Source organism: Streptococcus sp. 2100 (assembly GCF_013276335.1).
Classification (GTDB): Bacteria; Bacillota; Bacilli; order Lactobacillales; family Streptococcaceae; genus Streptococcus; species Streptococcus pseudopneumoniae.
In genome coordinates this window covers 1-26,384 of record NZ_VMKV01000005.1, presented here as the reverse complement: position 1 = coordinate 26,384, position 26,384 = coordinate 1, and the positions used below count along the sequence as shown (strand labels likewise).

At 38.5% G+C, this 26,384-nt stretch carries 20 protein-coding genes and 2 pseudogenes; 1 reads left to right on the top strand and 21 read right to left on the bottom strand.

Annotation, left to right across the window (positions count from 1 at the left end):
* The 10 genes and pseudogenes from HT669_RS00810 to HT669_RS00765 all read right to left on the bottom strand — a co-directional run.
* Positions 1 to 213: pseudogene (locus tag HT669_RS00810) on the bottom strand (IS630 family transposase); the annotation flags it as partial.
* A gap of 209 nt (positions 214 to 422) precedes the next feature.
* Positions 423 to 5,216 (bottom strand): S8 family serine peptidase, encoded by a 4,794-nt coding sequence (locus HT669_RS00805; protein WP_172933600.1) that lies wholly within the window; start codon positions 5,214 to 5,216, stop codon positions 423 to 425.
* A gap of 469 nt (positions 5,217 to 5,685) precedes the next feature.
* Positions 5,686 to 5,895: pseudogene (locus HT669_RS00800) on the bottom strand (transposase domain-containing protein); the annotation flags it as partial.
* A 191-nt stretch (positions 5,896 to 6,086) separates the two neighbouring features.
* A complete protein-coding gene (gene ezrA, locus HT669_RS00795; protein WP_000064834.1) occupies positions 6,087 to 7,814 on the bottom strand; it encodes a septation ring formation regulator EzrA in 1,728 nt (575 codons plus the stop codon).
* Positions 7,815 to 7,895: 81 nt separating this feature from the next.
* On the bottom strand, positions 7,896 to 9,842 hold the full coding sequence (gyrB, locus tag HT669_RS00790; RefSeq protein ID WP_050208456.1) for a DNA topoisomerase (ATP-hydrolyzing) subunit B: 1,947 nt from the start codon (positions 9,840 to 9,842) through the stop codon (positions 7,896 to 7,898).
* Positions 9,843 to 9,856: 14 nt separating this feature from the next.
* Entirely contained in the window at positions 9,857 to 10,420 is a 564-nt protein-coding gene (locus tag HT669_RS00785; RefSeq protein ID WP_031222428.1) for an HAD family hydrolase, read from the bottom strand.
* Between the two features lie 84 nt (positions 10,421 to 10,504).
* Positions 10,505 to 11,059 carry a DJ-1 family glyoxalase III gene (locus HT669_RS00780; RefSeq protein WP_023938224.1) on the bottom strand — a complete coding sequence of 185 codons (555 nt, stop codon included), beginning with the start codon at positions 11,057 to 11,059 and terminating at the stop codon, positions 10,505 to 10,507.
* A 10-nt stretch (positions 11,060 to 11,069) separates the two neighbouring features.
* Complete coding sequence (locus HT669_RS00775) at positions 11,070 to 12,293, bottom strand: FtsW/RodA/SpoVE family cell cycle protein (protein ID WP_050208451.1); 1,224 nt, start codon at positions 12,291 to 12,293, stop codon at positions 11,070 to 11,072.
* A 36-nt stretch (positions 12,294 to 12,329) separates the two neighbouring features.
* Entirely contained in the window at positions 12,330 to 14,780 is a 2,451-nt protein-coding gene (locus tag HT669_RS00770; protein ID WP_172922706.1) for a bifunctional DnaQ family exonuclease/ATP-dependent helicase, read from the bottom strand.
* Positions 14,781 to 14,979: 199 nt separating this feature from the next.
* Positions 14,980 to 15,909 (bottom strand): peptidase U32 family protein, encoded by a 930-nt coding sequence (locus HT669_RS00765; RefSeq protein ID WP_172933599.1) that lies wholly within the window; start codon positions 15,907 to 15,909, stop codon positions 14,980 to 14,982.
* Between the two features lie 139 nt (positions 15,910 to 16,048).
* Here HT669_RS00765 and HT669_RS00760 point away from each other — a divergent pair, with 139 nt between their 5' ends.
* Positions 16,049 to 16,336 carry a DUF3270 domain-containing protein gene (locus tag HT669_RS00760; protein WP_023933508.1) on the top strand — a complete coding sequence of 96 codons (288 nt, stop codon included), beginning with the start codon at positions 16,049 to 16,051 and terminating at the stop codon, positions 16,334 to 16,336.
* A 169-nt stretch (positions 16,337 to 16,505) separates the two neighbouring features.
* On the opposite strand, the gene ciaH is transcribed toward HT669_RS00760, so the two are convergent.
* The 11 genes from ciaH to HT669_RS00705 form a co-directional block, all read right to left on the bottom strand.
* Positions 16,506 to 17,840, bottom strand: coding sequence for a two-component system sensor histidine kinase CiaH (ciaH, locus tag HT669_RS00755; RefSeq protein WP_023938233.1), 1,335 nt, complete (start codon positions 17,838 to 17,840; stop codon positions 16,506 to 16,508).
* Positions 17,830 to 18,504 (bottom strand): two-component system response regulator CiaR, encoded by a 675-nt coding sequence (ciaR, locus tag HT669_RS00750; RefSeq protein ID WP_000590639.1) that lies wholly within the window; start codon positions 18,502 to 18,504, stop codon positions 17,830 to 17,832. Before ciaR ends, ciaH begins: the two co-directional genes overlap by 11 nt.
* A gap of 108 nt (positions 18,505 to 18,612) precedes the next feature.
* Positions 18,613 to 21,159, bottom strand: a complete 2,547-nt coding sequence (locus HT669_RS00745; protein WP_172933598.1) for a M1 family metallopeptidase — start codon at positions 21,157 to 21,159, stop codon at positions 18,613 to 18,615.
* A gap of 122 nt (positions 21,160 to 21,281) precedes the next feature.
* Positions 21,282 to 21,722, bottom strand: a complete 441-nt coding sequence (locus tag HT669_RS00740) for an ASCH domain-containing protein (RefSeq protein ID WP_001813258.1) — start codon at positions 21,720 to 21,722, stop codon at positions 21,282 to 21,284.
* Positions 21,697 to 22,566, bottom strand: a complete 870-nt coding sequence (locus HT669_RS00735) for a putative PEP-binding protein (protein ID WP_001245823.1) — start codon at positions 22,564 to 22,566, stop codon at positions 21,697 to 21,699. The genes HT669_RS00740 and HT669_RS00735 overlap by 26 nt, the downstream gene beginning before the upstream one ends.
* Positions 22,544 to 23,044 carry an NUDIX hydrolase gene (locus HT669_RS00730; RefSeq protein WP_000403351.1) on the bottom strand — a complete coding sequence of 167 codons (501 nt, stop codon included), beginning with the start codon at positions 23,042 to 23,044 and terminating at the stop codon, positions 22,544 to 22,546. Before HT669_RS00730 ends, HT669_RS00735 begins: the two co-directional genes overlap by 23 nt.
* Before the next feature lie 10 nt (positions 23,045 to 23,054).
* On the bottom strand, positions 23,055 to 23,753 hold the full coding sequence (locus HT669_RS00725; protein WP_050111889.1) for a 3-oxoacyl-ACP reductase: 699 nt from the start codon (positions 23,751 to 23,753) through the stop codon (positions 23,055 to 23,057).
* Entirely contained in the window at positions 23,746 to 23,982 is a 237-nt protein-coding gene (locus HT669_RS00720; protein ID WP_000141921.1) for a DUF2829 domain-containing protein, read from the bottom strand. Before HT669_RS00720 ends, HT669_RS00725 begins: the two co-directional genes overlap by 8 nt.
* 95 nt (positions 23,983 to 24,077) lie before the next feature.
* Complete coding sequence (locus HT669_RS00715; protein ID WP_101514549.1) at positions 24,078 to 25,004, bottom strand: aldo/keto reductase family oxidoreductase; 927 nt, start codon at positions 25,002 to 25,004, stop codon at positions 24,078 to 24,080.
* Positions 25,005 to 25,078: 74 nt separating this feature from the next.
* Positions 25,079 to 25,894 (bottom strand): hypothetical protein, encoded by an 816-nt coding sequence (locus HT669_RS00710; protein ID WP_172933597.1) that lies wholly within the window; start codon positions 25,892 to 25,894, stop codon positions 25,079 to 25,081.
* Positions 25,895 to 25,897: 3 nt separating this feature from the next.
* A complete protein-coding gene (locus tag HT669_RS00705; RefSeq protein WP_000665417.1) occupies positions 25,898 to 26,218 on the bottom strand; it encodes a PadR family transcriptional regulator in 321 nt (106 codons plus the stop codon).
* Positions 26,219 to 26,384: the final 166 nt, after the last annotated feature.

The following is a 26,384-nucleotide window of genomic DNA, read 5'->3' as shown; positions in this document are numbered from 1 at the left end:
AGCCTCTACAAAGGATTTCAATTCCTCTAAAGGAATCTTTCGGTTTTTGACGACTCGCTTTTTCCTCTCTAAGTGTCCTTGTTCACGTAAGTTCTTTTCCCACGTGAAGAGAGTTCTGACGCCAACATCAAAAACCTTGGCTGCCTCGACATGGCTGTGCCCCTCTTTGATGTAATCTAATGCTCGCTGTTTAAAATCTGTACTATATGCCATAGCTTTATTATAACATGCTTGTTTGAAACTAAGCAACTATACTATAATTTGAATCCTTTTGCTCACGATACTACTATAGAAATCAAGCATGAGTAAAACCAGTGGAACTTACCCTGACACGGAATTCCACTGGTTTTTATGATTTTTCTCAGACTAACTTCCAATTCTACTAGCGGTGGAACTTACTTTGGGAATTTAGCTTGTATTCTCTACTCACTTTTTGAAAAAGTTACAAGTCCAATAACTGACAACAAGAGAGAAATTCCAGAAATACTTAGCATAATAGAAATCATGTTATTCTCACCAGTGGCTGGTAACTGTTTTCCTTCTTTGATGACTGTAGCTAAAAGCACTTGTTGATCACTTCCAGCTAGTGTTTTATTCTCATGCTTAGCTTCTATATTGGAATGATGTATTGTAATTGATGTAGCTTTCTCAATTTTATCATTGCTAATTGAAGGCTTAATAGTTGAGACTTGTCTATTTTGACTTACTAATTTAACAGGTTGCACTTGAGAAACTGGCTTGATCGTTACAACTGGTTTAGCTGGAATAACTGGATTAACTGGTGCAACTGCTTTAGTTGGATCAACCGGCTTAACTGGTACAACTGGTTTGGTTGGAATCTCTACTTTATTAGCCTTAAGTTTTACAACCGTTTCTTTTAGAGCTTTGATTACTTCATTAATTTCTTCTTGACTAGCTTCTGCATTTTCCAAAAGTAGCTTAGCTTTGTTGAAAATAAGATGATATGCATCTTTCTCCTCTTTGCTAGCTGTCAAAAATCTTGGATCTTTTTCTTGGAACTTCACTTCATCCTCGATAACATTCTTTAGGCTCATAAAATCTGTTTCTTTCCCATTCAGCTGGTCTTGAGCTTGCAAGAAAGTGGTCAACAGACGGTCAATTTCATCTTGAGTTATCAAATCTTTTGTAATTAATAATGCCAAGAGTTTAAATTCACGATCATATTGACCTTTGCGTTCTTGATCAGAATTTATATATTTACCTTTTTTAACTGTCTCAGCATATGCTTTAATGGCATTCTTCAATGATGTGATATCAGATTCCTTACCATCCAATGTTTGCATAGCAGACTCTAAAGCCTTAACAATTTGGTCAATTTTATCTTGGTTAAGTTTACTTCCCAATGCTAGTTGCGCATCTTTGACACTTTGCTCAAACATCTCTTTTAAATTCTGTTTTGTATTATAATATCTTGGAGTTTTAACTACTTCCATTTGTTTATTTAAAGCTGCAATCAGAGCTGACTTAGAAACAACTGAAAGTGACAAAACATTATTTTTACCAAACAGAACTTTAAATGGTTGAAGATTATCAAGTAATTCATAACCGTTTGACAGATTTACAAGAACTTTATATTCACCAGTAACCACTTTCTTACCATAAGAATGTTTACCATATGTTTCAGCTGGCAAGACTTGACTCTGACCGTCTTCACCTACTAAAGTAATCATTGTAGTTCCAGGAACAGCTTGATTAAAGCCAACCGTTACTGGAGCATATTTCATTTTGTTAGCCAAGAAGGTAATAGTTTGAAAACTATTTTCTTTCGTTAAATCAAATTCCTTAGATAGAGCACTCACAAATTTCAACTCTGTACGATCATAGCTAAAAATTTCTGCAACATAATGCCCAAATTTCAAGAAATTAATATCTTTTGACTTATCAACGGTTACATATTGACCTTCGCTATTTTTAATGCGATAAACATAAGTTGTATCAATCTCATCATTGGTTTTATTGTTTAGTATAGCAATTTTTACACGACCACTATTTTCTTCACCTACAAGATCTTTGAGAGATATAAAATCTACATTTCCCGCAAAGTCTTCCACATAATAGAAGATTTTCGATTTATCAATGTTCTTAGGAAGTGTATAACTACCATCTTCATTTTGTTTGATAATCTGATACTGTTCGATTTCTGAATCTGCCGCCTCTCTATTTTCAGAAGGACGAATATAAAAGACTTTTTCTAGAAGAATTCCGCCATTTCCGACATCCTGAGGTTTACGAGCTATAAATTGTTCTTGATTTTTTTGAGAACGAATATATCCCGAAGTAATCAGAGGTTTTTGTGTATCGATTTGAATTTTAAATATTGTGTATTGTTCTTCAGCTCCAGGGACATCTGGCTTATAACTAATAACATAGTCATAAATTCCATCAGAGACTCGATTTCCATTAGAATCCTGTCCTCCCCAAGCTGTTTTATCTACAATGTAACTTCTTGGATTTCTAGTATCGCCATCAAAATAATTTTTCACAAGGTCTGTTGGACGACTTTGCCAAATAGGCTGACTGTGTGTTGTATCCGAAGAATCATAAACAGTTGCACGAAGATTTACCAAGTTTCTATAGACAAGAGTTTTAAATTGAACAGAATCTTTATTACCATCATCGTTCGGCGAGATAGCAAGGCGAACATTACCCTTTTCATCTAATTGAAGATGGTATTTTCCTTCATCATCTTGTTTCACTCCGAGTACAGTCACTCGATTTCCTTGACGCTCTGCTTTTAAAACATTTACATCATTTTCAGAACTTGTTAAATAAGTTGCATCGTCTGAAGGTGAAATTCCTGGATTATCTTTATCAATTTCAGAGTAAAATCCACTGTTTCCTTCCTTAATCAATTGATAAATTGGTTTTTCAATTGCAGGTAGATTTTGGAATTCTCCCTTAAATCCCATAAATGGTAAACCAATAACAGAACCATCATCTGCAGGATTGACAAATCTAACAAATCCTTCTAGAAAATAACCATTTGGCATTATTTTGCTAAGTTCTTCAGTAAACTTACTTGTATCTACACTAACTGTTACTGTCTTCGTACTATGAGCTTTCACAGTTACTTCGGGCCAAACTGTTTCAGTTAGTTTTCGTGGACGGAGAGTGAATTTTCCTTCTTCAACTTCGTCCGTATTTGTATTTACAATCATCTTCAATGTTCGGTCTTTATCCGAAATATTATGAATTGTAACTTCAAAGGTAAATTTATCACCAACATTACCAAGAGTAACACTTGGATAATTATTTGCACCTGTTACAAATAGATCTGTGCTTGTTGCCGCCATCGTGTCAACTACGCCAGCACCTTGGTGACGTGGAGAAGTATAGGCTCCAGTTTGTTTATTAAAATGTGGTTTTGCAGTAGACATAATTAAAGCTTTTACAATCTCTGAAATTTGACTAGCTGATAATTCAGGATGTTTCTTTGCTAAATATTCTTTGACTAATGCTGCGACACCAGCTACATGAGGGGCCGCCATACTTGTTCCACTTATACTTCCATAACTATTGTCGTTAAATGATGAATAGATATTTCCACCAGGTGCAGTAACATCTGGTTTCAATTGTCCATCTGTTGTAACTCCCCAACTTGAAAAATCTGACAATTGGTCTGCAACATCTGATTTACGATTATCCATCTTGTGATTAAAGACAATTTTATACTGACCAGACTTAAGAATTTCACCATAATATTTTGAAATAAAGACAGATGGGATTTTCTTAGCATCACCTGTAACAGACATACTAACATTTGCACCTTCAACGTTGTTATAAATTAAAACTCCAGCTGCACCGTGTTGAAGAGCATTTTTAATCTTATCAGAGAAATGGATTTTACCACGTTGAATCAGTGCTAACTTACCTCTTACATCAATATTAGCAAAATCTTCTTCACGACCAATACCCGTTGCTACATATTCGTATTCTTTCCCTTTTTCAAAATCTTTTTCTGTTTCAGGTCTATTAAAATCAAACTTACCATAATCAAGGGTAGCGTCATTTTCTAAACCTTTTACTTCAAAGACTTCAGTAGTTAGAATTTTATTATTAATCGAAGCAACAGAAATTGAATCTTCTACTGTAGAGGGATTTCCGACGAGACCATAATCAGGATTTTCTGCTAATGGTTGTGAAAAACCTCTACCGAAAGTATTGCTATTACCAGCAGCAATAACAACAGATACTCCTTTAGTGCGTGCTCTTTTTACTGCTTCAATAATATCTGAACCCGCATCTACAGTTGAACCCGCACCTGCACCCAAACTCATATTGATCACATCCGCACCTAACGCAACTGCGTCATCAACGGCTTTTACATAGAGGGCAGAGGCTGTAGTTTTATCTCTATCTGAAAAAACTCTCATAAACATAATTTGAGCTTCTGGCGCCACCCCATAAACCTTCTCAGAATTCGGGGCTTTATTAACTGGATTTCCAGCTACAATACCAGTAACGTGCATTCCATGAGACTCTTTTTCAGCATCTTTTATATTATCAGTTCCATCAAAGTAATCATAAGCATATACTACCTTGTCACTGTACCATTTTCCATAGTCAATACCGGCAGCTTTTTTAGCTTTTTCGATATCATCCTGATTTTTAAATTTCGCCTTTGACGGATCAGAAATACGCAGAACTTCATGATTCAAATCAAGGCCTGAATCTATAACAGCGACTACAGTTCCTTGCCCTTTGTGTCCTGCTTCCCATGTTTTAGGGACAGTAATCATTTCATTACTGGAGATACTATTTGGCTTTTCTTTATGTCCACTTTGAGATAACGACTGTGATTGTGAACTTTCGGAAGAAGAACTTCTTTCTACTGCTGATTCTTCCTTCTTCTCTTCACTTTTTATAGCAGTCTTTTCTTTCTGTGTGATTACATTCTTGTCTGACTTATTATCTCTATATTCTATAGAATCATCTTGTTTTACTGACGCTGTCGCTTCTGTTTTTTTCTTTGAAGAAGAATCTAGAGCATTCTTGTCAGCCGTGACTGACGGTGCGAGCTTATTTGAATCATCTAATTTATTAATTATTACTGCATGTGTAACTTGATTGGATGTTTCAAATTTCCCCTCAGCAGCACTAACCTGTACTGAAGCAAATCTGCATGCAAAGACCGATAGCAGAAAAATCGTTGCTATTTGGTACTTTTTATGACAAAAATCTTTGCAGTCTCCCATAAAATCACTCCTTTTTATTTAAATTAAAAGTATTATATCCTAAATTATCTGAAAATTCTATCAAAAACTTATTTTGTAACAAAATTGTAATATTAATCACTCTTCTCATGTAATTTAAACATAAAGAAATTTAATCTCGATTAATACAAGACTAAATTTCTTTATTAAATAATTACTTTCCATTCAATTACTCATTAAGCAAAAACCTTACTAATCACGGTCATAGAATAGTTCATGTGCTTTTATAGTAGATTGAAACTAGAATAGTACACCTCTACTTCTAAAACATTGTTAGAAATCGATTTGACTGTCCTGATCGATTTGTCCTATTCTTATTTCATTTTACTATAATCGTGAATTAAGCATTTCAGGAACTGTGACAAACGTAACCGTACAATAACGAAGTCTATTGAAAAATCTCCAGATTAGTGAACTTAGCGATAGTTCCTAATCTGGAGATTTCTTATTTTCACCTTTCTTGTACAACTTTAGTCCATGGTAAATAAGCCTCTAAAACCTCTTTGTTTACGAGAGTTTCCTCGTTTGGAAGACATTCTAGAAGATAGGATAGATATTTCTCGCTATGTAATTGATGACGTTTAGCTGTTTCCAACAAGCTCATAATAATAGCTCTTGCTTTAGCTCCTTCAAAACTTTGAGAAAACAACCACCCTCGCTTTTTAAAATTTAGCTTAGGCTAAAAGAGTCCACTGGACTCTTTTACTCCGTCCCATTTTAGCGTGACTACCACGCTTTGTTCTATCTTTCTTCATATTTAAATAATATCAAAACCAAGCATTAATTTCAATGATAAATAAGTAAACTCATGGCTTTTGAGTAAAGAAAAAAGCTTAGAATGAACTAAGCTTTTTAAAAACGAATCGTTTCACGTGTTTTCTCATATGAGGTAACAAAGCGATTGGTTACACCAGGCTCTGCCACTTCCAATGCTTGAGAAATCTTGTCAAATGAAGCGTGATAATCAAATTCTTTTTCAAAAATATCTAAAGCTTCGTTAAATGCTTCTTGAATGCGTTCATCAAATGAGCGATAGCGGTTAGAATATTGCAAGAGTTGCTCTGTTAAGGTTGCATATTGTACAATATTATAAGTTTCCATTTCTAAAGCTTCCATATCATTCGTTGCAATTTCAAGAACTCGGGTAACAGATTCAATGTTAATCATTTTCTGTTCTAACTCAACCATTAAATCCTCGGTATTATTGCTTGCCGTAAAGAATAATTTCAAGAAAGTTTGTGGAATACCTGGCAGATTGCGTTTTTCCATGTATCGCTTGATAGTATGGAGACGATTGACATAAACATTGGACTTTTGACGTGCATTGATATCATCTTTCTCAATTTGTGTCAGGCGCTCACTAACTGAAATTTGCTCATCTTCAATATCTTTTAGTTGAGTTTGTAAATCCTCAAGATTTTCTTCAAGAACTGAATAAGCTTGGGTTGGTTCTTCTTGATTTGAAGTTACCTCAACAATAGCTGCCTCAAAACTCTCTAATTCTGTCTGAATACGACGAACATGGCTTGCAGCTGTCTCAGGAAGTAAATAGGTCTTGTTCAAACGTGCAATATCTTCTCCCAATAAAGTATTATTCTCTTTCATATGTTGAAGGTAAGTTGGAAGAGTTGCAAGTAGATTCTCCACTACTTTCTGAGCAGCAATTTCTCGAGTAAAAATATCATACAAAGCATTGATTTCCTCTTGTGCCTGTCCATTCTCATATTCGGCATTATCCAATTCCAACTGGCGAATATTCTCTTGGTTTTTCTTGAATGCTTCATAAAGCAAGTGGAAACGTGCTTCAATATCCGTTTCAACAAAATGATAATTAGCATCAATTAGTTTACGATAACCGGCTTCCAAATCCTGTAATTGATCTGGCAATTCTGTAGAAAGCGTCGTAACCAAGGCTGGAACACGATCCACAATATGACTTAAGGCCAAAATGTGATTTTCTGTATTATCCAAAATCACTGCGGCTTCCACAGGGTCACCCGATGAATTCAAGGTTACAAATTGTGAAAATTCAGATTGGATATTTTCTAATTGTTTTTCAATTTCATCCAAGGCTTGACCATACTGTTCTGAATTTTCAGCAACTCTATGCTGAAGTTCCTCAAATAAATCCAAAGCATGAAGAACACGACCACTATTTTTAGATTCTTGCTTCTCTAAGTCTGCCAAAGCATTGCGAATTTCAGCAATATCTTCTTCAATCAAAGTAATTTGACTCTCAATTTGGTCAATTTGATGACTGGCCTTGAGAAAACGAAATGAATGGTTATAGCCTTCTGCTTCAAAGAGATTATTTTCAATATCGGCAAAAGAGTTGAGAGATAAATCGACCCATTTTTGATTCCATTCACGGAAAGCCACTTGACTTTGTCCAATCAAGTGCATATTTTTTACAGCTTCTACTTCATCATTTACTGGAAGATTGTATAGTTCTTCTTTTCTTTCTTCTAGCGCCTCTAATCTCCCCTCGTTTCGCTTACGTAGAAAGATTGCTACTACATAAGCCAGAACTAAAATGACTGCAATTGCAACCATTAAATAAATTAGTTGTCCATTAGACATATCAAACTCCTTTTTTACTTGAAACAATCGTAACGATTATATCATATTTTTTAGACCAAGGGAACTACTTCTCCCTATTTTTTAGACATCAAGTGTACTATAGACAGCATTTTCTTCGATAAACTCACGACGAGGCTCTACTCGATCCCCCATCAACATATCAAAGATTTTATCTGCTTCTGCAGCATCATCTACAGAAACTCTAGCCATCAAGCGATGTTCGGGATCCATGGTTGTTTCCCACAGCTGATGATCGTCCATTTCACCTAGCCCCTTATAACGCTGAATAGTCGGTTTGGTACGACCTTCACTATAACGGGCTAAAGCTTCTTGGAGTTTGATTTCTTGATCTGCACCCGGCTGGATATATTCTTTAATCTCGCTTCCAACCTTGACACCATAGATTGGTGGTTGGGCAATATAAACATAACCAGCTTCTAGGATTGGTTTCATATAACGATAAATCAAGGTTAAAAGAAGGGTACGAATATGGGCTCCATCGACATCGGCATCGGTCATCAAAACGAGTTTTTGGTAACGGGCTTTCGAAACATCAAATTCTGCGCCAAATCCTGTTCCCATGGCTGTGAAAAGACTACGAATTTCTTCGTTAGCTAGAATCTTATCCATACTTGCTTTTTCAACGTTCAAAATCTTACCGCGAATTGGAAGGATAGCCTGAAACTCACGGTTACGACCAGATTTGGCTGATCCACCAGCTGAGTCTCCTTCGACGATGAAGAGTTCTGTTTCAGCAGGATTGTTAGAAGAACAGTCTGCTAGTTTCCCTGGAAGGTTGGAAATTTCCAAACCAGATTTTTTACGAGTGACTTCACGCGCACGCTTGGCAGCCACACGAGCCTTGGCAGCCAAAATCCCTTTTTCCACGATACGCTTGGCAATCTGTGGATTTTCCATGAGGAAATCGGAGAAGGCTTCACTGAAGAGGCGATTGGTAATCTTGACCACTTCGCTATTTCCCAATTTGGTCTTGGTTTGTCCTTCAAACTGTGGATTTGGGTGTTTAACTGAGATAACTGCAGTTAATCCTTCGCGGACATCTTCCCCAGTTAAATTATCTTCATTGTCTTTCAGTAACTTATTCTTACGAGCATAATCGTTGATAACACGTGTCAAGGCTGTACGGAAACCTTGTTCATGCGTTCCACCTTCATGGGTATGAATATTATTGGCGAAACTCATGACATTTTCATGGTAACCAGTTGTGTACTGCATGGCTACCTCAACTGTGATATCATCCATCTCACCGTCTGTATAGATTGGTGTATCAAAGATTACATCCTTGTTCTCGTTGATATATTCAACGTAACTAGCAATCCCACCTTCATAATGATAATGCTTGGTTTGTTCCAAACCTTCACGCTTATCTGTAATTGAAATTTGAAGACCGCGATTTAGAAAGGCCAACTCTTGAATCCGTTTATTTAATTTATCAAAATCAAAGATTGTTGTTTCAGTGAAGATTTTTGGGTCCGGTGTGAAGTGAACCGTTGTTCCTGTTTTATCCGTATCTCCAACTATTTCAAGATCTGCGACAACATGACCACGACGGTATTCTTGGTAATGAATCTTACCATTTTTGTGAACATGAACGTCTAATTGAGTTGAAAGGGCATTAACAACTGACGACCCCACGCCGTGAAGACCACCTGAAACCTTGTATCCGCCACCGCCAAATTTTCCTCCAGCGTGAAGGACAGTAAAGACAGTCTCAACGGCAGGTCGACCTGTTTTTTCCTGAATATCGACTGGAATACCACGCCCATTATCCACAACAGTAATCGAATCATCTGGCTCAATAAAAACTTGAATATGGCTGGCAAATCCTGCCAAGGCCTCGTCAATTGAGTTATCAACAATTTCCCAGACTAGATGGTGAAGACCTTCTTTTGAGGTTGATCCAATGTACATCCCTGGACGCATACGAACAGCCTCTAAGCCCTCTAAAACTTGAATTTGACTGGCATCATAATCCTGTGCCTGCAGATTTTTGATTTCTTCTGTCATCTTATTCCTTTTTCTTACATGTCTAATACTTGTCTTAAATTCACGATACTGGTAAACAAGTGGGTATCAAGTCCTGCAGCTTGACCTGCTTCGATATCAATCGGTCGATCACCAATGACAAGACCTGAGCTAATCTGATACTTTTTTCTTAAATAAAGCACGGACTCGGGATTTGGCTTTCTCTTAAAGCCTGAGCTAGAAGTCACCACTTCTGTAAAATAAGCTGCTATAGAGGTTTTTTCTAAAATTTCCAAAACCTGATTATTTCGATGAGAGACCAAAAAATGACGGCCACCTTGATTTGAAATGTCTTCCAATAGGTCAAAAACTCCTTCAAATAAAATCGGGTGTTCAAGCTCTCTGGCTTCATTTTCCTTGTACTTTTCTAAAAAATTCTCTAAATTGGGAGCGAATGTCTCAATCGCCAAATCAGTAGAAACCTTTAAAGCTTGATAGACACTGTCATGGTCTTGTATAATGCCATACAGTGCCAATGTTTCAACAAATGCAGCTGTTGAAATTTCATAATTATCCAGTAAAGTTCCACCTAAATCCCAGATATAATCGTGATATTTCATACCCTTCATTATAGCATTTTTTTATGAAAAAAGCGATGATTTCCCTGATTTTTCCACATAAAAAACGAGAGAATAACTCCCGTTTTACTGATTTTTACCAAAGACATCTCGATAGAGCATTCCTGTTCGTAAAGTCTCTGCGTCTCCTCCTAGTTGCTCTACCAACTCGTAGGCAAAGGCAAGGGCTGTCGAGGGACCTCGACTGGTTGTCAAGTGACCATCTACCACTACTGTTTCCTTGACGTAGTGACCATCAAGGATTTGCTCTTGAACACCATCATAACAAGTGTACTGCTTGTTTTTCAATACCCCTGCTTGATTGAGGGCAATTGGTGCCGCACAAATGGCTGCTAGTTTCTTCCCTTCTTGCTCGAATCTTTGCAACTCTTGAATCAAGGCCTGATTATCGCGCAAATGTGCAGAACCAGGCATACCGCCAGGAAGAACAATCATGTCATAGTCTGATAAATCTCCATCAAAGACATGATTTGCTCTTACTTGGATTGCATGCGAACCCGTTACTTGCTTTTCAAAACCAACCATATCACAAGTAATATTTGAACGACGCAAGACATCTACAACTGTCAAAGCTTCAATTTCTTCAAAGCCCTGAGCTAACATAACTGCTACTTTTACCATGATTTTCTCCTTATTTGATTTGTTTTAATACAAGCTTTTTCCGCTTGAATGGAACTTTTCCGCTCTTTTCTTCAGCTAGATTTGTCTGGTAACTCATCGATAAAAGCAAACCAACACCAATCAGATTACTGATAATAGCCGATCCCCCTTGCGAAATGAAAGGCAGTGGAATCCCGGTCAAAGGAAGCAAGCCCGTTACAGCACCGATATTTTCAAAAATGTGGAAGAGCAACATCATAATCAAACCAGTGGAAATATAGGTGTAGAACTGGTTATTTGATTTGAGAGTAATCTTCAACATACGGTAAATCAACATGAGGTAAAGGACAATAACCAGGACAGAGCCAATAAAGCCAAAATCTTCTGCAATGACCGTGAAAATCATATCTGACTCACGAACTGGAATAAGCAGATTTGAAGTATTAAAACCTTGGCCAAATAAACCACCGCTCCCAATGGCAATCTGCCCTTGAGCCTGCTGGTAAGTCGTTGTTTGGGCAAACTCAAAGGGATTGAGCCAAGCCAAAATCCGATTGATTTGGTAGGTCGGCATTCCAATCTGGTGAAGAAAAGCTCGTCCGTCCTTGCTAATAAAGATGGCTAAGAAACCAGCAACTCCTGTTACAGCAGTCACAAATACTGGGATAATAATTTTCCAAGAAACCCCTGATAATAAAACGATTCCTGAGAAAATGGCTACAAAAACCAAAGCCGTCCCTAAGTCACTTTGAAGTGCTAAAAGAACTAGGACTGGAATAGTAAAGAGAATCATCCAAAAAATTAACAAAAAGTCCAGCGGAACCGTGCGTCTCCATTCCTTATGTTTTTTGGTAAACTGGACAATGACACGAGCCAACATGAGGATATAGGATATCTTCATAAATTCTGACGGCTGGAACAAGGTAACACCATTTACCGATACCCAGTTTTTGGCACCCGTTGATGCAACTAGGCTTGGATTATAAAAGACAATTGGCAAGACCATGAGTCCCAAGCCTAAAATATACAGAAAGGGGGTTACTTTCCAAAGAAATTCTGTATTAAAGAGCATGACCACAAAACCAATCACAAGCCCCAAGGCAATCCAGGCGACCTGCTGCCCTAAAATGGGCAGAATATTGTTTGGATAATCATGACTAACAGCTATATAGATAGCCACCACGCCAATAACCAGTAGAAAAAATACTGGCAAGAGCAAACTATAATCGACTCTTGAGTCGAGAGAACGTTTCATATACACTAACCTTATACTTTCATACAATACTATTTATCAAAGTTCATTTAAAAATTTATCAACAGCTTCATCAACTTCGGATCGAGAGACGGTTTTAACAGTCGCTTCTTTTGCTAGAGAAGTCACTATTTGCTTACCATATCGTTTTCCGACAATTCTCCTATCCAAAATAAGAGTTAAAGAACGTTGGTGTTCGCGTCTCATACTTCTTCCCAAAGCCTGTTTTAAACGAATAATGGCCATTGGCAATTGATAATCATAAAAGGCATTTTTCCCTTCTTGAATTAGTTCCTGATTGATCTTTTTCGTCAAGGGCTCTTGGGGATTTTGGAAAGGAAGTCTTGGTACAACTTGAATCACAAAAGGATGACTTGAAAAATCAACTCCCTCCCAGAAACTTGCTGCACCAAGCAAGATTTGTTGTTCTCCTTTTTCAAAGCGCTTCTTTAGCTGATGAACATCCCCATTTTTATACTGAGCCAGATGGCTTACAGGAAGTATGTCTGAAACTGCTAGAAGAATATCTTTAGCGGTAAAGAGAACCAAAATCGGTTGCTGGAAAGCTTGAATTTCCACTAGTAAATCAGCTACCTCTTTGGCATAGACTTCTAAGGAAGTTTCTGTCACCAGAGGGAAATCTTTGACCAAGACCACTTCTTGGTCCTGTTTTCTACGAGCTTCAATCTTAAGAAATTTGGCTTCAGGATAGCCTAACAGGTCTGCCAAAGAAACTCTCTGACTAATCTCAAGAGTAGCCGACACTCCCAAGACTTGACAACTCTCAGGTATTAAAGAGGACAGAAGAATACGGCCAGATTTTGTAGAAGAAATCTGAATTTTCTTTTGACTCGTTTCAGTTGCTTCAAGCCAGTAATCTCGGTCAGCTGTAAAATAGCGGACCAGCTCCTCAAAGCCTTCTACTTCTAATTCTAAAAAATACTGATGGAGATTGGCTAGAGAATCTAAGATATTTTTCCTAGATTTACCAGACTGAAATTGTTCTATCAAGTAGAAGCACTCAAAGCGAATACTTTCTAGTATTCGTTGCTGGACCTTATTTTGCTCCTCCAGTAAGGCCTTATCAAGCAAATCGATAATAGACTGGATATCGTAGGTCTCTTGAAGCAGATTTTCTAAAGCCAACAAAACTTTTTGAACTTCATCGATAATCAGTAAACGGTCACTGACAAATTCAGGATTATCTTCAAGTCTGGTTACAAGATAGGCATGATTGGTCACTAAAAGCTTGCAGGTTTGTGCTCTTTCTTGACTACGTTTCCAAAAATCTTCCGTCACAAATAAGCTTTGAGATGATAAATTCCCGTCATGACGAAGATCTGTTAGAAAATGTTGGTAACGGTAGAGTTGACCAATTTCATCCAAATCCCCCGTTTCTGTCTCTGTCAGCCAGACCAAGACTTGCATTTTAAAGCGTCTAAATAAGCGATTTTCATCATTTTCCTGCAAGGAACGATAAAAGGCATCCAACTTCAAATAATTTTGAGGCCCCTTTAAACTACGAATATCTATATGGAACACTTCCTTGAGACGTTTACCTTCTTCTTCCATGATTTGATTTTGAAGAATCTTTGTCGGAACGCTAAGGACAATCTGACGATTTTCCACTTGGGACAAAGCGGGTAAGAGATAGCCATATGTTTTCCCAATTCCTGTCGGCGCTTGAATTAATGATATAGGCTCATCCTTCAATAACAAACCGACTTCTTTAGCAAAACTCTCTTGCTCCTCCCTCACTTCAAGATTCAACAGAGAAATATTTTTAGAAAAATCTTGAGATAGTTTTCGTGACTCCATGGAATCTGCAGTTTTCTTGAAATACAGTCCTTGAACTTGGACCAAATCTGAAGAACTCAGAATAGATTGGCTGCGATAAATTTCTTCAATAACCAGGTAGGACTCATATAGGAGGGCGTCAGCCATTTCCAGCAAGCGTTCCAAGAGTCCTTTAGGAAGCTGGGTCATCTTTTCCCGTAAAAAAAGAAGTAATTCTGCTGTAGCTTGGGCATCTGAAAGGGCTGTGTGTGCGTGTTTAAGAGGAATTCCTAATTCTCGGCACAATATCGGCAAACTATATTTTTCCAGTTCAGGGAAAAAGACCTGAGCCAATTCGACCGTATCAACACGAGGATTTCTTAGCTCATAACCTTCAAAAAATAAATTTTCCGCCAAAAGATTGGCATCAAACTGAACATTGTGGGCTACAAAAATCCCATCCTCTACCAAGTCAAAGATTTTTCTAGCAACTTGCGAAAAATCAGGTGCTTGCGCCAGACGTTGGTCTGTCAATCCTGTCAGTTCTTTGATATGAGCATCCAAGGGTTCATGTGGATTGACATCCGTCGTATAGTGATCAACGATTTTTCCGTCCTCAATCACGACAATTCCCACTTGGATAATTTTAGCCTTACTACCTGTGCTAGTTGCCTCTAAATCCACCACAACATAGCGATTACCAATCGTTTTCATTATAAAAAATTATACCAAAAAAAGGGCCATTTGGCACCTGCAAACATGTGATAATTTTCAAACTCAAGAAGGTTACTTGTGTTAAAAATCCCAGCAAACAGAGCATCCTAGCCTGCTGATTTTTTTGAAAATATTGGAGAATAAGAAAAATTGAGAGAAGAAATATTTGCATCTTCCTTCTCTCAACGAATCATTTACTTTATTTAACCATGTCAGGATCGTAATCATAAAATCCTGTATCAAGGAAACGGTTTTTAGGATGTAACTTGCGCACTTCTTCATCCAGCAAGAAGGCTTGGTCATGACTAAAGTTGCCCTCTTGGATCAAGCTACGCGCTTGGATAAAGAGTTTTGCAATCTCAACAAAGTTCTGACCAGGTGTATAGAGACCTTCTAATTTCCAGTGAGTAAAGCCATGCTCCACCAATTCTGTTAATTTGATCATCAAATCAAGGTCATTGTTGGCAAAGATATGGGTCCCATGATTATCTTCAAAAATGGAATAGTGGCTCTCTGGATCACTTGGCTCAGCCAAGAAGAGGTCACGTTTATGCGTCTTTTCATCATCGATATGTGTAAAGTTATAGTAGTTTTGCAAGAGTGGACGTTTAGAATGATGGATGACGCTAGCACCGTAAACCAAAACTTCAGCAGGAATTTCCAAAATCTCTGGCATTTTGAAAAGTTCAGCTGATGGAATTTCACGCGCCAAAACAGCCTCAGATGCGCCAGCCTTTTGTCCCCAGAAGTTAATCTGACGACTGCTAGTTACCATGGTTGAAGCATCGTAGATGGTCTTAAATGAATAACCATCGCGGTTAACTACGTAAAAGACGCCTGCATCCCCAATCGTAATATAGTCTGTCTTGATTTCTTCCAAGAAGTCTAAGAAAGGCTTGATAAGGTCCATCATATCTTGGTGCATGAGAGCATTGACCGCAACGAGCAATTCCTTATCAGCATCATGAACCAGCTTAGCGATTTCACGCAATTGGTCATGACTAAAGGTTGTTGGCAGACGAAGGCCAAAATCTTTCTCACCGACATAGATACGGTCTACGCCAGCCTCAAGCAATTGTTTAACTTGTTCAATATTTTCAGCAGTTGCTGTAATGATAATCTTTTCCATAGGAAAAACTATACCACATTTCTAGCAAATCAGCCATGCTTTGAAAATGAAAAGGGACTTTATTCTTTTTGTAACCTTTCTGTAATAATTCTCTGCCGAAAAAATGATAAAATAGGTATGTACTGTTAAGGAGAGAATCATGCCCGTAAGAAAATTACAATCCTATGAGGTAGACTATCAAGAAGAATTAAACCAGCAACTTCCTCATTATCAAGCTTATGCACCTGAAGCACAAGCTGATAGCAATCTCAAAGAAATTTTATTTTTTGTTAATATCGCTGTTTTTTGTATCTGTATTGCTATCTTTAGTTTTATCTTTTTAGCATTAAAATTATCAACTGCTCTTGCCTTTGCCGCAGCAATCGGATCCAGCTTACTTGTTTTAAAAGTTCAACGGTCTATTATCAAACGAAAACGTAGAAAATAAATCCAAAAGAGTCTGGGACAAAAGGATTTTGATTTTAGGAATTCTTTATTATAAGTTTTTAAAATCGATAGATTAGACAAAAAAGCGAACAAAACAGAATTCTGAGTGTCAGATAACTTGTTTTGTTCGCTTTTTATATTTAAGGTTAGACTTTTGCCCCAGACTCTTTTTATTTTTTCTTTTTCGATGGTGTGTGGATGGCAATCTTCACTTCAAAGATTGTTCCCTTGGGTTTATTATCTTTAACAGTAATGGTTCCTTTAAGCGCATCTACAATTTGCTTGGCCAGAGATAATCCTAAACCGAAACCACCTTTTTGACGAGTTCTAGCCTTGTCCACTCGATAAAAACGATCAAAAATTTTCTTTTTATCTTCTGTCGAAATACCGACTCCATTATCAGAAACCAGTAAATACAGATTACGATCGGTCGCCGAGATAAGAAAATCAATTTCACCATCCTCTTCAGTATACTTGACAGCATTATCAAATAGGATAGTCATCAACTGCTTCAAGAGAAGCTGGTCTGTGACAATCGGACGATGGATACGATTTTCAAAACGGAAGACACGATCATTTTCCGAAGCAATCATCTCATAGTTTGTGAAAGTCGTATTGAAAAAACTAGTTGGAACTTCTGCAAGCTCCGGCTTAATCCCATCATCTCTCCGAGCTAAGTTCAGCAAGTTTGTCGTCAAAAAACGCATATTTCGGACTTCTTCCAAACTCGATGCAATACTTTCGCTCACATCCATAATGGTAGCTTCTGGCTTACGGAAAAGGGTCTCTAAGCGATTTTGCAAAACTGCAAGTGGAGTCCGTAACTCATGACTGGCATTTTCCACAAAGGACTGCTGCTTCTGCATGCTCTCAAGCAGGGGTCGAACACTAACCCGAGCTAGATAAAGACTTGCAAGCAAAGACAAAATCCAGAAACTTACCATCACAACGACAATCAATTGCTCATGCTTTTGACTGGCCTGCTCCAACTGACTGGTATTTATCAAGACAGCAGCATACTTGATATTGGTTGAAACCGAACTGATATTGGTTTCCATCAAAATCATGCGATAGATTTCTTCCTGCCCATAGCTATTAAAAACCTGAATCTGGTAGATATGGCCTAGTTCTTTTTTCTCTAACCTAATCTTATCCAAGCCCAAAAATCGATTTCCAGAAAGAAGTTGAGTAAAGTCCTTATCAAAGAGAATGACTTCCGTATTGGAACTGACATTAGGTTTTATTTCTACTTTACTAGCGTCCGCCCTAGCATTTTCTAAATCTTTAATCTCTTCTGTTGCCCTATTCACTGCCAGTTGAATAACTGCTTGAGGATTTTCACTTAGTCCATGGAGCTTATCATCCACTGAAGTATAGAGACTCGAGTGCATGACCTGTAAAATAATCAGAGTCATGGTAGAGAAAATCAGAGTGAAGACACCAAAGTTGCGGATAAAATAACTAAAATCATCCGCATACCATGTTTTTTTTAGTTTACTGAACATCTTTTAAAATATACCCAACACTGCGCAAGGTTTGCAAATTCTCTGCAAAAGTGGTTCCCTTTAATTTCTTACGGACTTTTGAAACATAAACTTCGACAACTGAAATCGTTGTGTCACTATCAAATCCCCATAGACGATCAAAAATCTGCGTCTTAGGCAAAATAACATTTTGATTTTGAAGGAAATAAACTAGTAAATCGAACTCTTTCCCCAGCAATTCGACAGGAGTATCTTCAACTTTAACGGTATTGGTTGATAAATTAACCACGATATTCCCATAAGTCAAGGTGTTTTCATTAAACTTCCCTGAACGTTTGAGAAGGGCCTGAATCCGCATTTTGAGTTCTTCTAGGTAGAAAGGCTTGGTCAGATAATCATCCGCTCCAAGTTCAAATCCATGTCCCTTGTCATCCAAACTTTCCTTGGCGGTCATGATCAGAACTGGTGTCGTAATTCCCTTTTCACGCAATTCTTTTAAGACTTGGAAACCATTTTTTTCTGGCAACATCAAATCGAGCAAAATCAAGTCATAGACACCACTCTCAGCTTCGTAGAGACCTTCTTCCCCATCAAATACCTGCATAACATCCGCAAAATCGTCTAAAAAGTCAAATACTGAATTTGACAGGCCTAGGTCATCCTCAACCAATAAGATTTTTATCATGAGAAACTCCTCCTTATTAAAACTATTATACCAAATTTGCCTTAAAAAAAACTCAACTCTCTGCATTTTACATGAGATAGCTGAGTTTTCTTTTTATTTTAGTCTTATTTATGCATTTCCGTATTGAAGAACAACTGCTTCGACTGCAGCTTTTTCACGGCTAATCAAGTCAACACGCGCTGCAATTTCCTTGATTCCCATACCGATGTTACGGCTAAGAGCAAGGTCAGAAAGTTGCGGCTCAAAGAACTCCTTGTATTCCGCCAAGCGTTGCTGAGTCTTAAATACATGAGCAGGAAGGATAACAAAGCTATCAAAGCTCATATCTCCACCAAGGGCTGCCTTAATCCAAGCCCAGTTTTCACGCGCCCAAGACCAAGCTGTTTTCTGAGTTGCTTGATGAGCTAGGAATTGGTAATACCAAGCAGACAAGTCCTGTGGTTTCACCACAAATTTGTCCTTCCAAGCAGCAATCAAGGTTTGGATATTGTCCGCATCTTTACTATAGGCAAGAGCAGATGCCAACTGACGTTTAAAGACAGCATCTGTTGCATGAGTATAAGTATCAAGATAAAGTGCTAACAAGTCTTTAGTCTCATGATGTTTCATCTCATTGATCAGAACTTGTGAGCGAATAGCTGCTGGAAGTCCTGCAAGATTCTCCTTGTGAGCCGCGAAGATTTGGCTAGCGACTTGACTAGCTTCTGCATCATTTGAGCGAATCATCATCGAAACAGCCAACTGACGAACCAATTCATCCTCATCTGATTCTCCGTCTTTAGCTTCAAAACCAAGACGGTTATAGTTGTGACGAGCCAATTTAGCAACCAAGGCTTTGAAGGCTCTTTCAGCTTCTGTTCCTTCATCGATAAAGCGCTCAAGGGCAGAAATTACTTGAGAAACAGCTGAAACGACAAGGTAAGATTCTTCTTTAGCAAGTTTATCAAGGACTGGGAGCAAGTCTGCATAAGAAATGTGTCCTGCTTCAGCAAGCAAACGACGTTCTTGGACGATTTGCAATTTGCTTGTGTTATCAAGATCAACTAGGTCAGAAAGAACAGCATCTAACAAGTCTCCTTGATAGCCTGTAATGTAGTGGGCTGTATTTTCAGTGTTGAGACGAAGAGCTCCTTCATTTTCAGCAAGAAGAGCTGCGTAGCCTGGGATTTCGATACTTTCAGTTTCAAGTGTATCAGGTAAACCTTTCCAGTTGCTATTGAGGGGCACCACCCAGAGACGGTTCTTGTCTTCGTTCTCACCGATGAAGAATTGTTTTTGTGAAATCTTCAAGACATCATTTTCAACTTTGACAGTAAGAACTGGGTAACCAGGCTGTTCCAACCAAGAATCCATGAAGGCTGCGACATCACGTCCTGACGCTTGACCAAGGGCATCCCAAAGGTCACTACCAATGGTGTTGCTGTATTGGTGTTTTTCAAAGTAGGCATGCAAACCTTTAGCAAAATCAGCATCTCCTAGCCAACGGCGAAGCATGTGCATGAGACGGCTTCCTTTGGCATAGACGATAGCGCCGTCAAAGAGTGTATTGATTTCATCTGGATGTTTAACTTCGACGTGGACAGACTGAACGCCATCAGTAGCGTCACGTTCAAGAGCAAGAGGTACTCCACCTGTTTGGAAATCTTCAAAGATATTCCAGCTTGGTTCGATGGTATCCACACAGACGTATTCCATCATATTAGCGAAACTTTCATTGAGCCAAAGGTCATCCCACCATTTCATAGTCACGAGGTTCCCAAACCATTGGTGAGCCAATTCATGGGCCACAACAAGGGCAACTTGTTGACGGCTAGCAAATGTAGAGTTCTCATCGACAACCAAGTAAACTTCACGGTAGGTCACAAGACCCCAGTTTTCCATAGCACCAGCTGAGAAGTCAGGAAGGGCGATGTGGAGAGATTGAGGAATTGGATACTTAACTCCATAGTAATCTTCGTAAAACTCGATAGAGCGAACAGCGATATCCAGTGAGAAATCAAGATTTGAAAGTGGATGTGCTTTGGTTGAGTAGACACCTACCAGGGTACCATTTTTAGTTTTAGCGGTCACCCCTTGCAAATCACCAGCAACAAAGGCCAACAAGTAAGAAGACATGCGAGGTGTTGTCTCAAACTTCCAGATACCTGTTTCCTTACGGTTTTCAACATCGATTTCTGGCATGTTTGACAAGGCCAATTCACCTTCTGCTTGGTCAAAGCGAAGAGAGAGGTCAAAAGTTGCTTTGGCTTCAGGCTCATCCACACATGGGAAAGCTTCGCGCGCAAAATGGCTCTCAAACTGAGTAGACAAGACCTCCTTCTTGACTCCATCAACTGTATAATAAGAAGGGTAAATCCCTGTCATGTTGTCTGTAATTTTACCAGAAAAGGCAAGAACCAATTCAACTTGACCAGCCTCAGCCAATTCGATATGAAGGGCTTCATTGTCATGGTCAACTGTAAATGGACGAGCTTGACCTGCAACTTCTACAGAGGTGATTTCCAAGTCTTTTTGGTGGAGGGAGATGCGGTCACTCTGTGCTTGACCAGTGATGGTCACTTTCCCAGAAAAAGTCTTGGTCTCACGACTCAAATCTAAAAATAAATCATAATGTTCAGGAACAAATTGCTTAATAAAATGTTCAACTGCTTGCATAGTTTTCTCCTATTCTAAGTTTAAGAGCTGCTGCTCTTCTTCAAACAAACTTATTATATCATGTTTTGCTTGAAAAAAAAGGATTGGACAGCGATTTCCAAAACTTTCTTCCTTCTAATAGTCTACAGTGGATAGACCTTGCGAAATTCTTCTAAAACAACCTTGCTTTCAGATGTAAAAGTCAGCCCTACTTCACCCAAACAGTCTGTGAAAAAGTCCTCATGAACCTGGCGCCAATAGGCAAGTGATTTGTCTCCCTCACCTTCCTTAAAGGCATGTTGCGCAGAAACTTGATTGAAGAGTTCAACAGAAACCTTTGTAATTTCGACAATGCAGACAGACTGATTTTGACTATCTAAAATGATATCGAAGGTCCCTACTTGGGGAAGTGGTTCGTCTTCTAGTACATAGAGGTCATAGGCTGATGCTGTTGCTGTCTTTTCTCCTTTAAACACCAAATCCGCTAAAAGATCTGGTTCAACTCCAAAAGCCCAAGCATCGATTTCATCTCCGATCAAAGGATTGATTTGCTTGTATTTATTCCACATTTCTTGCGGTATCATGGGTACTCCTTTGTAATTTTTTACTTTCTTCTTTTATGTGTTTAAGATGATCTGGATGGTCAATCTCTAAATCAAAAATCTCTGGAATAGAACTGTAGTGGATAATGCACTTGATACCCAACTGATTCATTTTTTGTATGAAAGAAGTATTCAGATAGCCTGCTACAGCAAAATCAATCTTGTTCTTTCTTGCTTTATCCTGCATATCTCTTAGCATATCTAACATTATTGGACTTTCCATATCATGCCATTGACTGTTTCTCATAGTCGCAAAAACAAAGGAAGTCAAATCATTCATTCCAACTACAATCTTTGAAATGCCCGTTTCCAGTATACTAGATAAGTCAAAATACGCTGACGGTAATTCAATCATCGTTCCGACTTTCCCAGTAAAACCCTGCTGACGCAATACTGTAATAGCTTGTTTTAATTGGTCGTCATCATTGACAAAAGGAAAGATAACAGATAGATTGGGGTTGGTTTGATAAACTTCTGTAACGACATGTGCTTCAGCCTGAAATTCATCCAAACACGCCAGTAAACGCCTGGTTCCTCTATAGCCAAACAAGGGATGCCCTTCGTCAAAAAACTCTCTAGTCCCCACTAAACAATTGGCTTCTGTATTCGTTAATTCAGAAAAACGATACCAAACTTCTTCATCTGAGTACAGGGAGCAGATAGTCTCTAGATAATCTTTTACAAATTGCTGACAACTTGCTAATATGATGTTTTGATTAAGCTCTCTCAACAAATATTCCCCACGAATCATGCCGACGTGGTGAAATAGTTGAGGATAAATTTTTTCAAGAATTTTTTCGCCACTAAGGGCAAGTTGATTTCTCATCATTCACCTTCCAATTCATGTAAGAAGTCTTGTCCAGTTCTGGAAATCCTAATAATTCAGACTTAACCTTCAAGACTAATGGCGATGCATTTTCTTCTGTAATCTCTTGAATATCCATCCAAATATATCCAAGTGAATCATTCGCACCATCAGACACAGCTTCCGAAGTCGTAACTTGAGGTGCACTCTCATTCATTTCAACATCATACAAGGCCATGACATGGTGAACCATAAAATTTGTTAACTCTTCTCTGACGAAAACATCGTAGATTCGAGGATTAGAGTAGCTTCTAACAGTAAATCCCGTCTCTTCCATAACTTCTCTAGTCAGCGTTTCCGTCAGTCCTTCACCAAGTTGCTGACTGCCTCCAGGTAGATCATACCGATGTTGATAAGGGCCTCTCGTTTTTTCAATGCAGAGTAACTTCCCATTTTCTAAGCAAACAGCGTAGACTCCAAAGTGTTTTTTGATTTCCATCCAACTCCTCCTACTTCAAAGACCAGCCACCATCTATTGTCAAGATTTGTCCTTGCATGGCGCTCGCTTTTCCACTTGCTAAAAAAAGACTAAGCTCTGCTATTTCCTCTGGCTCAATCCAGCGCTTGATTGGGGTTTCACTAGCCACCCAGTCAGCCAAACCACCTGGTTCAAAATCCGCAGCGGTCATAGCTGTCTTGACTGCTCCTGGAGCGATACCAAAGACCTGAATCCCAGCTTCAGCATAGTCTAGAGCCAACTGCTTGGTGAAGCCAGCCAAGGCATGCTTGGATGAAGTATAGGCGTGACCACCTCCACCTGCTAGGCTAGAAGCAATGGAACATATATTGATGATGATTCCCTTTTTATTTTCCAGCATTTGTGTCAAATAATACCGAGTCAACTCTACTGGAATAATGTAGTTGATTTCAAAAATCTCTTGAATGTCCTGCGCCGTTTGTTCCAACAGTGGTTTGTAATGATCCAAAACTCCAGCAGTATTACACAAAACATCCACCTGAGGGCACCAGTCAAAAATAGGTTCCAAGTCCAAGGTCAAATCTCTCTGTAAAAAGTGAAAATCACCCTCTAAGAGTGGCTTTTCACCTTGGTCAACTCCATAAACTTGATAGCCCTTCTCTAAAAAGAGGCGAGCTTGAGCCAATCCGATCCCTGAACTCACTCCTGTAATGAGTACACGTTTAGTCATGCACTTCTACCCAATCCGTTGCCAAAACATCACAAACTGTCGGGCTCCACATGGAAAAACCTTCTCCTTCGCCAGAAACGTTGATTAGGAAATAAGGTGTCATTTCAAGTGCAAGCCCATTTTGCTCGATGGTATCAAAGAGTTGGACATAGTTTTCCGCACCTCCCCAACCAGTTCGTACATATTTTCTCTTAGCCTTTAACCCAGGCAGGATCTCTTCAAATGTCATGTTTTTCTCCTTTAATTCTACATTCTTCATTTAATTATAGCAAAAAACCGCTTTATACGGCTTTTTGAATGTGAGTTATTCAAACCTGCTACTACTTACGGCAAATTATTCCCTGCAGCAAGATAAATTTCATACCATTCTTTTCTTGTTAAGCTAAAGTTTGCCGCTCGGCTAACTTCTCTCAAGTGCTTAGGATTTGTTGTACCTACGACTGCCTGCATTTTTGCTGGATAACGCAATATCCAAGAAATGGCAATAGTTGAAGAGGTTACTCCATATTTAATAGCTAAACGATCAAGTACTTGATTTAAAGCTTGAAATTTCTCATTTCCAACAAAATTCCCTTTAAAATACCCGAACTGCAAGACTGACCATGCTTGAATGACCACATCGTGTAATTGGCAATATTCAAAAATGCTGCCATCTCGCATAGCTGCTTGACTATCTTCCATATTAACATGAAAAGCTGATTCGAATCCTGGAGTAAAAGCCGCACTCAATTGTAGCTGATTAACAGCTAACGGCTGCTTAACATCTTTTTTAAGCAACTCCATCATCATAGGATTTTGATTAGAAACTCCAAAATCTCGAACCTTACCTTGTTTATAAAGGAGATCAAAGGCTTCTGCTACTGGGTCAGATTCCATCAAAGCATCTGGTCGATGAAGAAGCAAGCTATCTAGATGATCAATCTTCAATCTTTGCAAAATACCGTCAACTGATTTTATAATATAGTCCTTAGAAAAATCAAAATAGGTAAATTCTTCAATGCGAATGCCACATTTGGACTGAATCCACATCTTTTCTCTTAAATCTGGACGATTTTTTAGGACAAGACCTAACAGTTCTTCACAACGACCACGACCATATATATCAGCCAAGTCAAAAGCATTGATTCCAACAGAAAGTGCTGTTTCTACAAGCTCTTCAACTTCTTTGACAGACTTATCTTTTATTCTCATCATTCCGAAAACAATTTCTGATAATTCTTTGTCATCTTGACCAAGAGTTATGTATCTCATCAAATTTTTCTCCTTTAATTTCTAACATTCTTTCCTTCATTATAACAAAAAACCGCTTTGCAACGGCTTTTTGACTATATTTCACTCCATTTTATCTTCTTAAACCCACGGAACAAGAGAAAAATTCCAATAAAGAGGACAGCTAAAGGAATAATCTTTGTGAGGAAAACATTTGAAATGCCCATCCACTCATAATAACGGAGCAGAGAACCCACCACAAGATAGGCAACAATCATACTGACAAAGGGACGAAAGACCGCTTCTTTCCAATTCCAAATACTGATGACTAGAGAAAGCGTAAAGACAAGGAAACTATCCCAGGGAGCAGGAAGATAAAATGCTCCTTCTTGTACAAAACTTCCTATTCCTACATATCCCAGAACAACTAGAAGGACAAGAATCCCAACGACAATATAGGTGCCAATTTTCATTTTAGGAGAATCTTGGACTAAGCTCCAACGTAAGATTGTAGCCACAAGCCCAAAGCCAACTAGAAAAAGAAGAAGTTGCCCTAAAAACGTGAGCAAATTGACTGTTAAGAGAGGACCTTTAGAAAAATCGCCTAGTAGTTGATAGTAATGTAATACCGCCAGGACAAGAATTGGTGTTAAAAAGGACTCTTTGACCGAACTACGTGGTGCTTCCTTGAGCATCTCTTTCATTAATTTTTTAGGATTCTTACCTAGATAATCCTCTGCACTCATGCCATCTCGTTCTGCTTCTGAGAAATCTAGCATCATCAAATAGATCTGCTCTCTGAGATAGTCTTCATCATAGAGAAATCCAGCAAGATTAAAACTATCCCACAGTTCCTCAAAATACTGCTGATTGTCCTCAGAAAACTCATGCAACAAATTGTTTGTTTCTTCATAATACTTCATTTTCTTCATGGTTTAACCCCCATTCTTAATCCCTTCTACTTTTTGACTCAAATCGTCCCATTGTTGCCAAAAGACCGAGACACGCTCTTCTCCTTCTTTGGTGAGCGAAAAATACTTCCGATCTGGACCATCTGGCGACGGGCGCATGTCGCCTCTTATCCATTGATTTTTTTCTAACTTTTGCAACAAAGGATAAATAGTTCCTGGAACGATAGTATCAAATTCAGCCTCTCGCAAAGTCTGAACCAACTCATAACCATACCGCTCTTTTTGACCAATCATATCCAAGACACAACCTTCAAGAACACCTTTTAACAGTTGAGTTTCTTTCATCCCTTCTCCCTTCTAATCTATTTTTGTAATACCTACTAGTAGCTTCAGCTATAGTATACCACTTCCACACTAGTTTGTAAAGCATAATAGTTGATGCTCTTCGAAAATCTCTTCAAACCACGTCAGCGTCGCCTTACTGTATGTATAGTTACTGACTTCGTCAGTT

Coding starts and splice junctions, on each gene's coding strand:
- HT669_RS00805 (WP_172933600.1), bottom strand. CDS start 5,216: ATGGGAGACTGCAAAGATTTTTGTCATAAAAAGTACCAAATAGCAACG.
- ezrA (WP_000064834.1), bottom strand. CDS start 7,814: ATGTCTAATGGACAACTAATTTATTTAATGGTTGCAATTGCAGTCATT.
- gyrB (WP_050208456.1), bottom strand. CDS start 9,842: ATGACAGAAGAAATCAAAAATCTGCAGGCACAGGATTATGATGCCAGT.
- HT669_RS00785 (WP_031222428.1), bottom strand. CDS start 10,420: ATGAAATATCACGATTATATCTGGGATTTAGGTGGAACTTTACTGGAT.
- HT669_RS00780 (WP_023938224.1), bottom strand. CDS start 11,059: ATGGTAAAAGTAGCAGTTATGTTAGCTCAGGGCTTTGAAGAAATTGAA.
- HT669_RS00775 (WP_050208451.1), bottom strand. CDS start 12,293: ATGAAACGTTCTCTCGACTCAAGAGTCGATTATAGTTTGCTCTTGCCA.
- HT669_RS00770 (WP_172922706.1), bottom strand. CDS start 14,780: ATGAAAACGATTGGTAATCGCTATGTTGTGGTGGATTTAGAGGCAACT.
- HT669_RS00765 (WP_172933599.1), bottom strand. CDS start 15,909: ATGGAAAAGATTATCATTACAGCAACTGCTGAAAATATTGAACAAGTT.
- HT669_RS00760 (WP_023933508.1), top strand. CDS start 16,049: ATGCCCGTAAGAAAATTACAATCCTATGAGGTAGACTATCAAGAAGAA.
- ciaH (WP_023938233.1), bottom strand. CDS start 17,840: ATGTTCAGTAAACTAAAAAAAACATGGTATGCGGATGATTTTAGTTAT.
- ciaR (WP_000590639.1), bottom strand. CDS start 18,504: ATGATAAAAATCTTATTGGTTGAGGATGACCTAGGCCTGTCAAATTCA.
- HT669_RS00745 (WP_172933598.1), bottom strand. CDS start 21,159: ATGCAAGCAGTTGAACATTTTATTAAGCAATTTGTTCCTGAACATTAT.
- HT669_RS00740 (WP_001813258.1), bottom strand. CDS start 21,722: ATGATACCGCAAGAAATGTGGAATAAATACAAGCAAATCAATCCTTTG.
- HT669_RS00735 (WP_001245823.1), bottom strand. CDS start 22,566: ATGAGAAATCAACTTGCCCTTAGTGGCGAAAAAATTCTTGAAAAAATT.
- HT669_RS00730 (WP_000403351.1), bottom strand. CDS start 23,044: ATGGAAATCAAAAAACACTTTGGAGTCTACGCTGTTTGCTTAGAAAAT.
- HT669_RS00725 (WP_050111889.1), bottom strand. CDS start 23,753: ATGACTAAACGTGTACTCATTACAGGAGTGAGTTCAGGGATCGGATTG.
- HT669_RS00720 (WP_000141921.1), bottom strand. CDS start 23,982: ATGACATTTGAAGAGATCCTGCCTGGGTTAAAGGCTAAGAGAAAATAT.
- HT669_RS00715 (WP_101514549.1), bottom strand. CDS start 25,004: ATGAGATACATAACTCTTGGTCAAGATGACAAAGAATTATCAGAAATT.
- HT669_RS00710 (WP_172933597.1), bottom strand. CDS start 25,894: ATGAAGAAAATGAAGTATTATGAAGAAACAAACAATTTGTTGCATGAG.
- HT669_RS00705 (WP_000665417.1), bottom strand. CDS start 26,218: ATGAAAGAAACTCAACTGTTAAAAGGTGTTCTTGAAGGTTGTGTCTTG.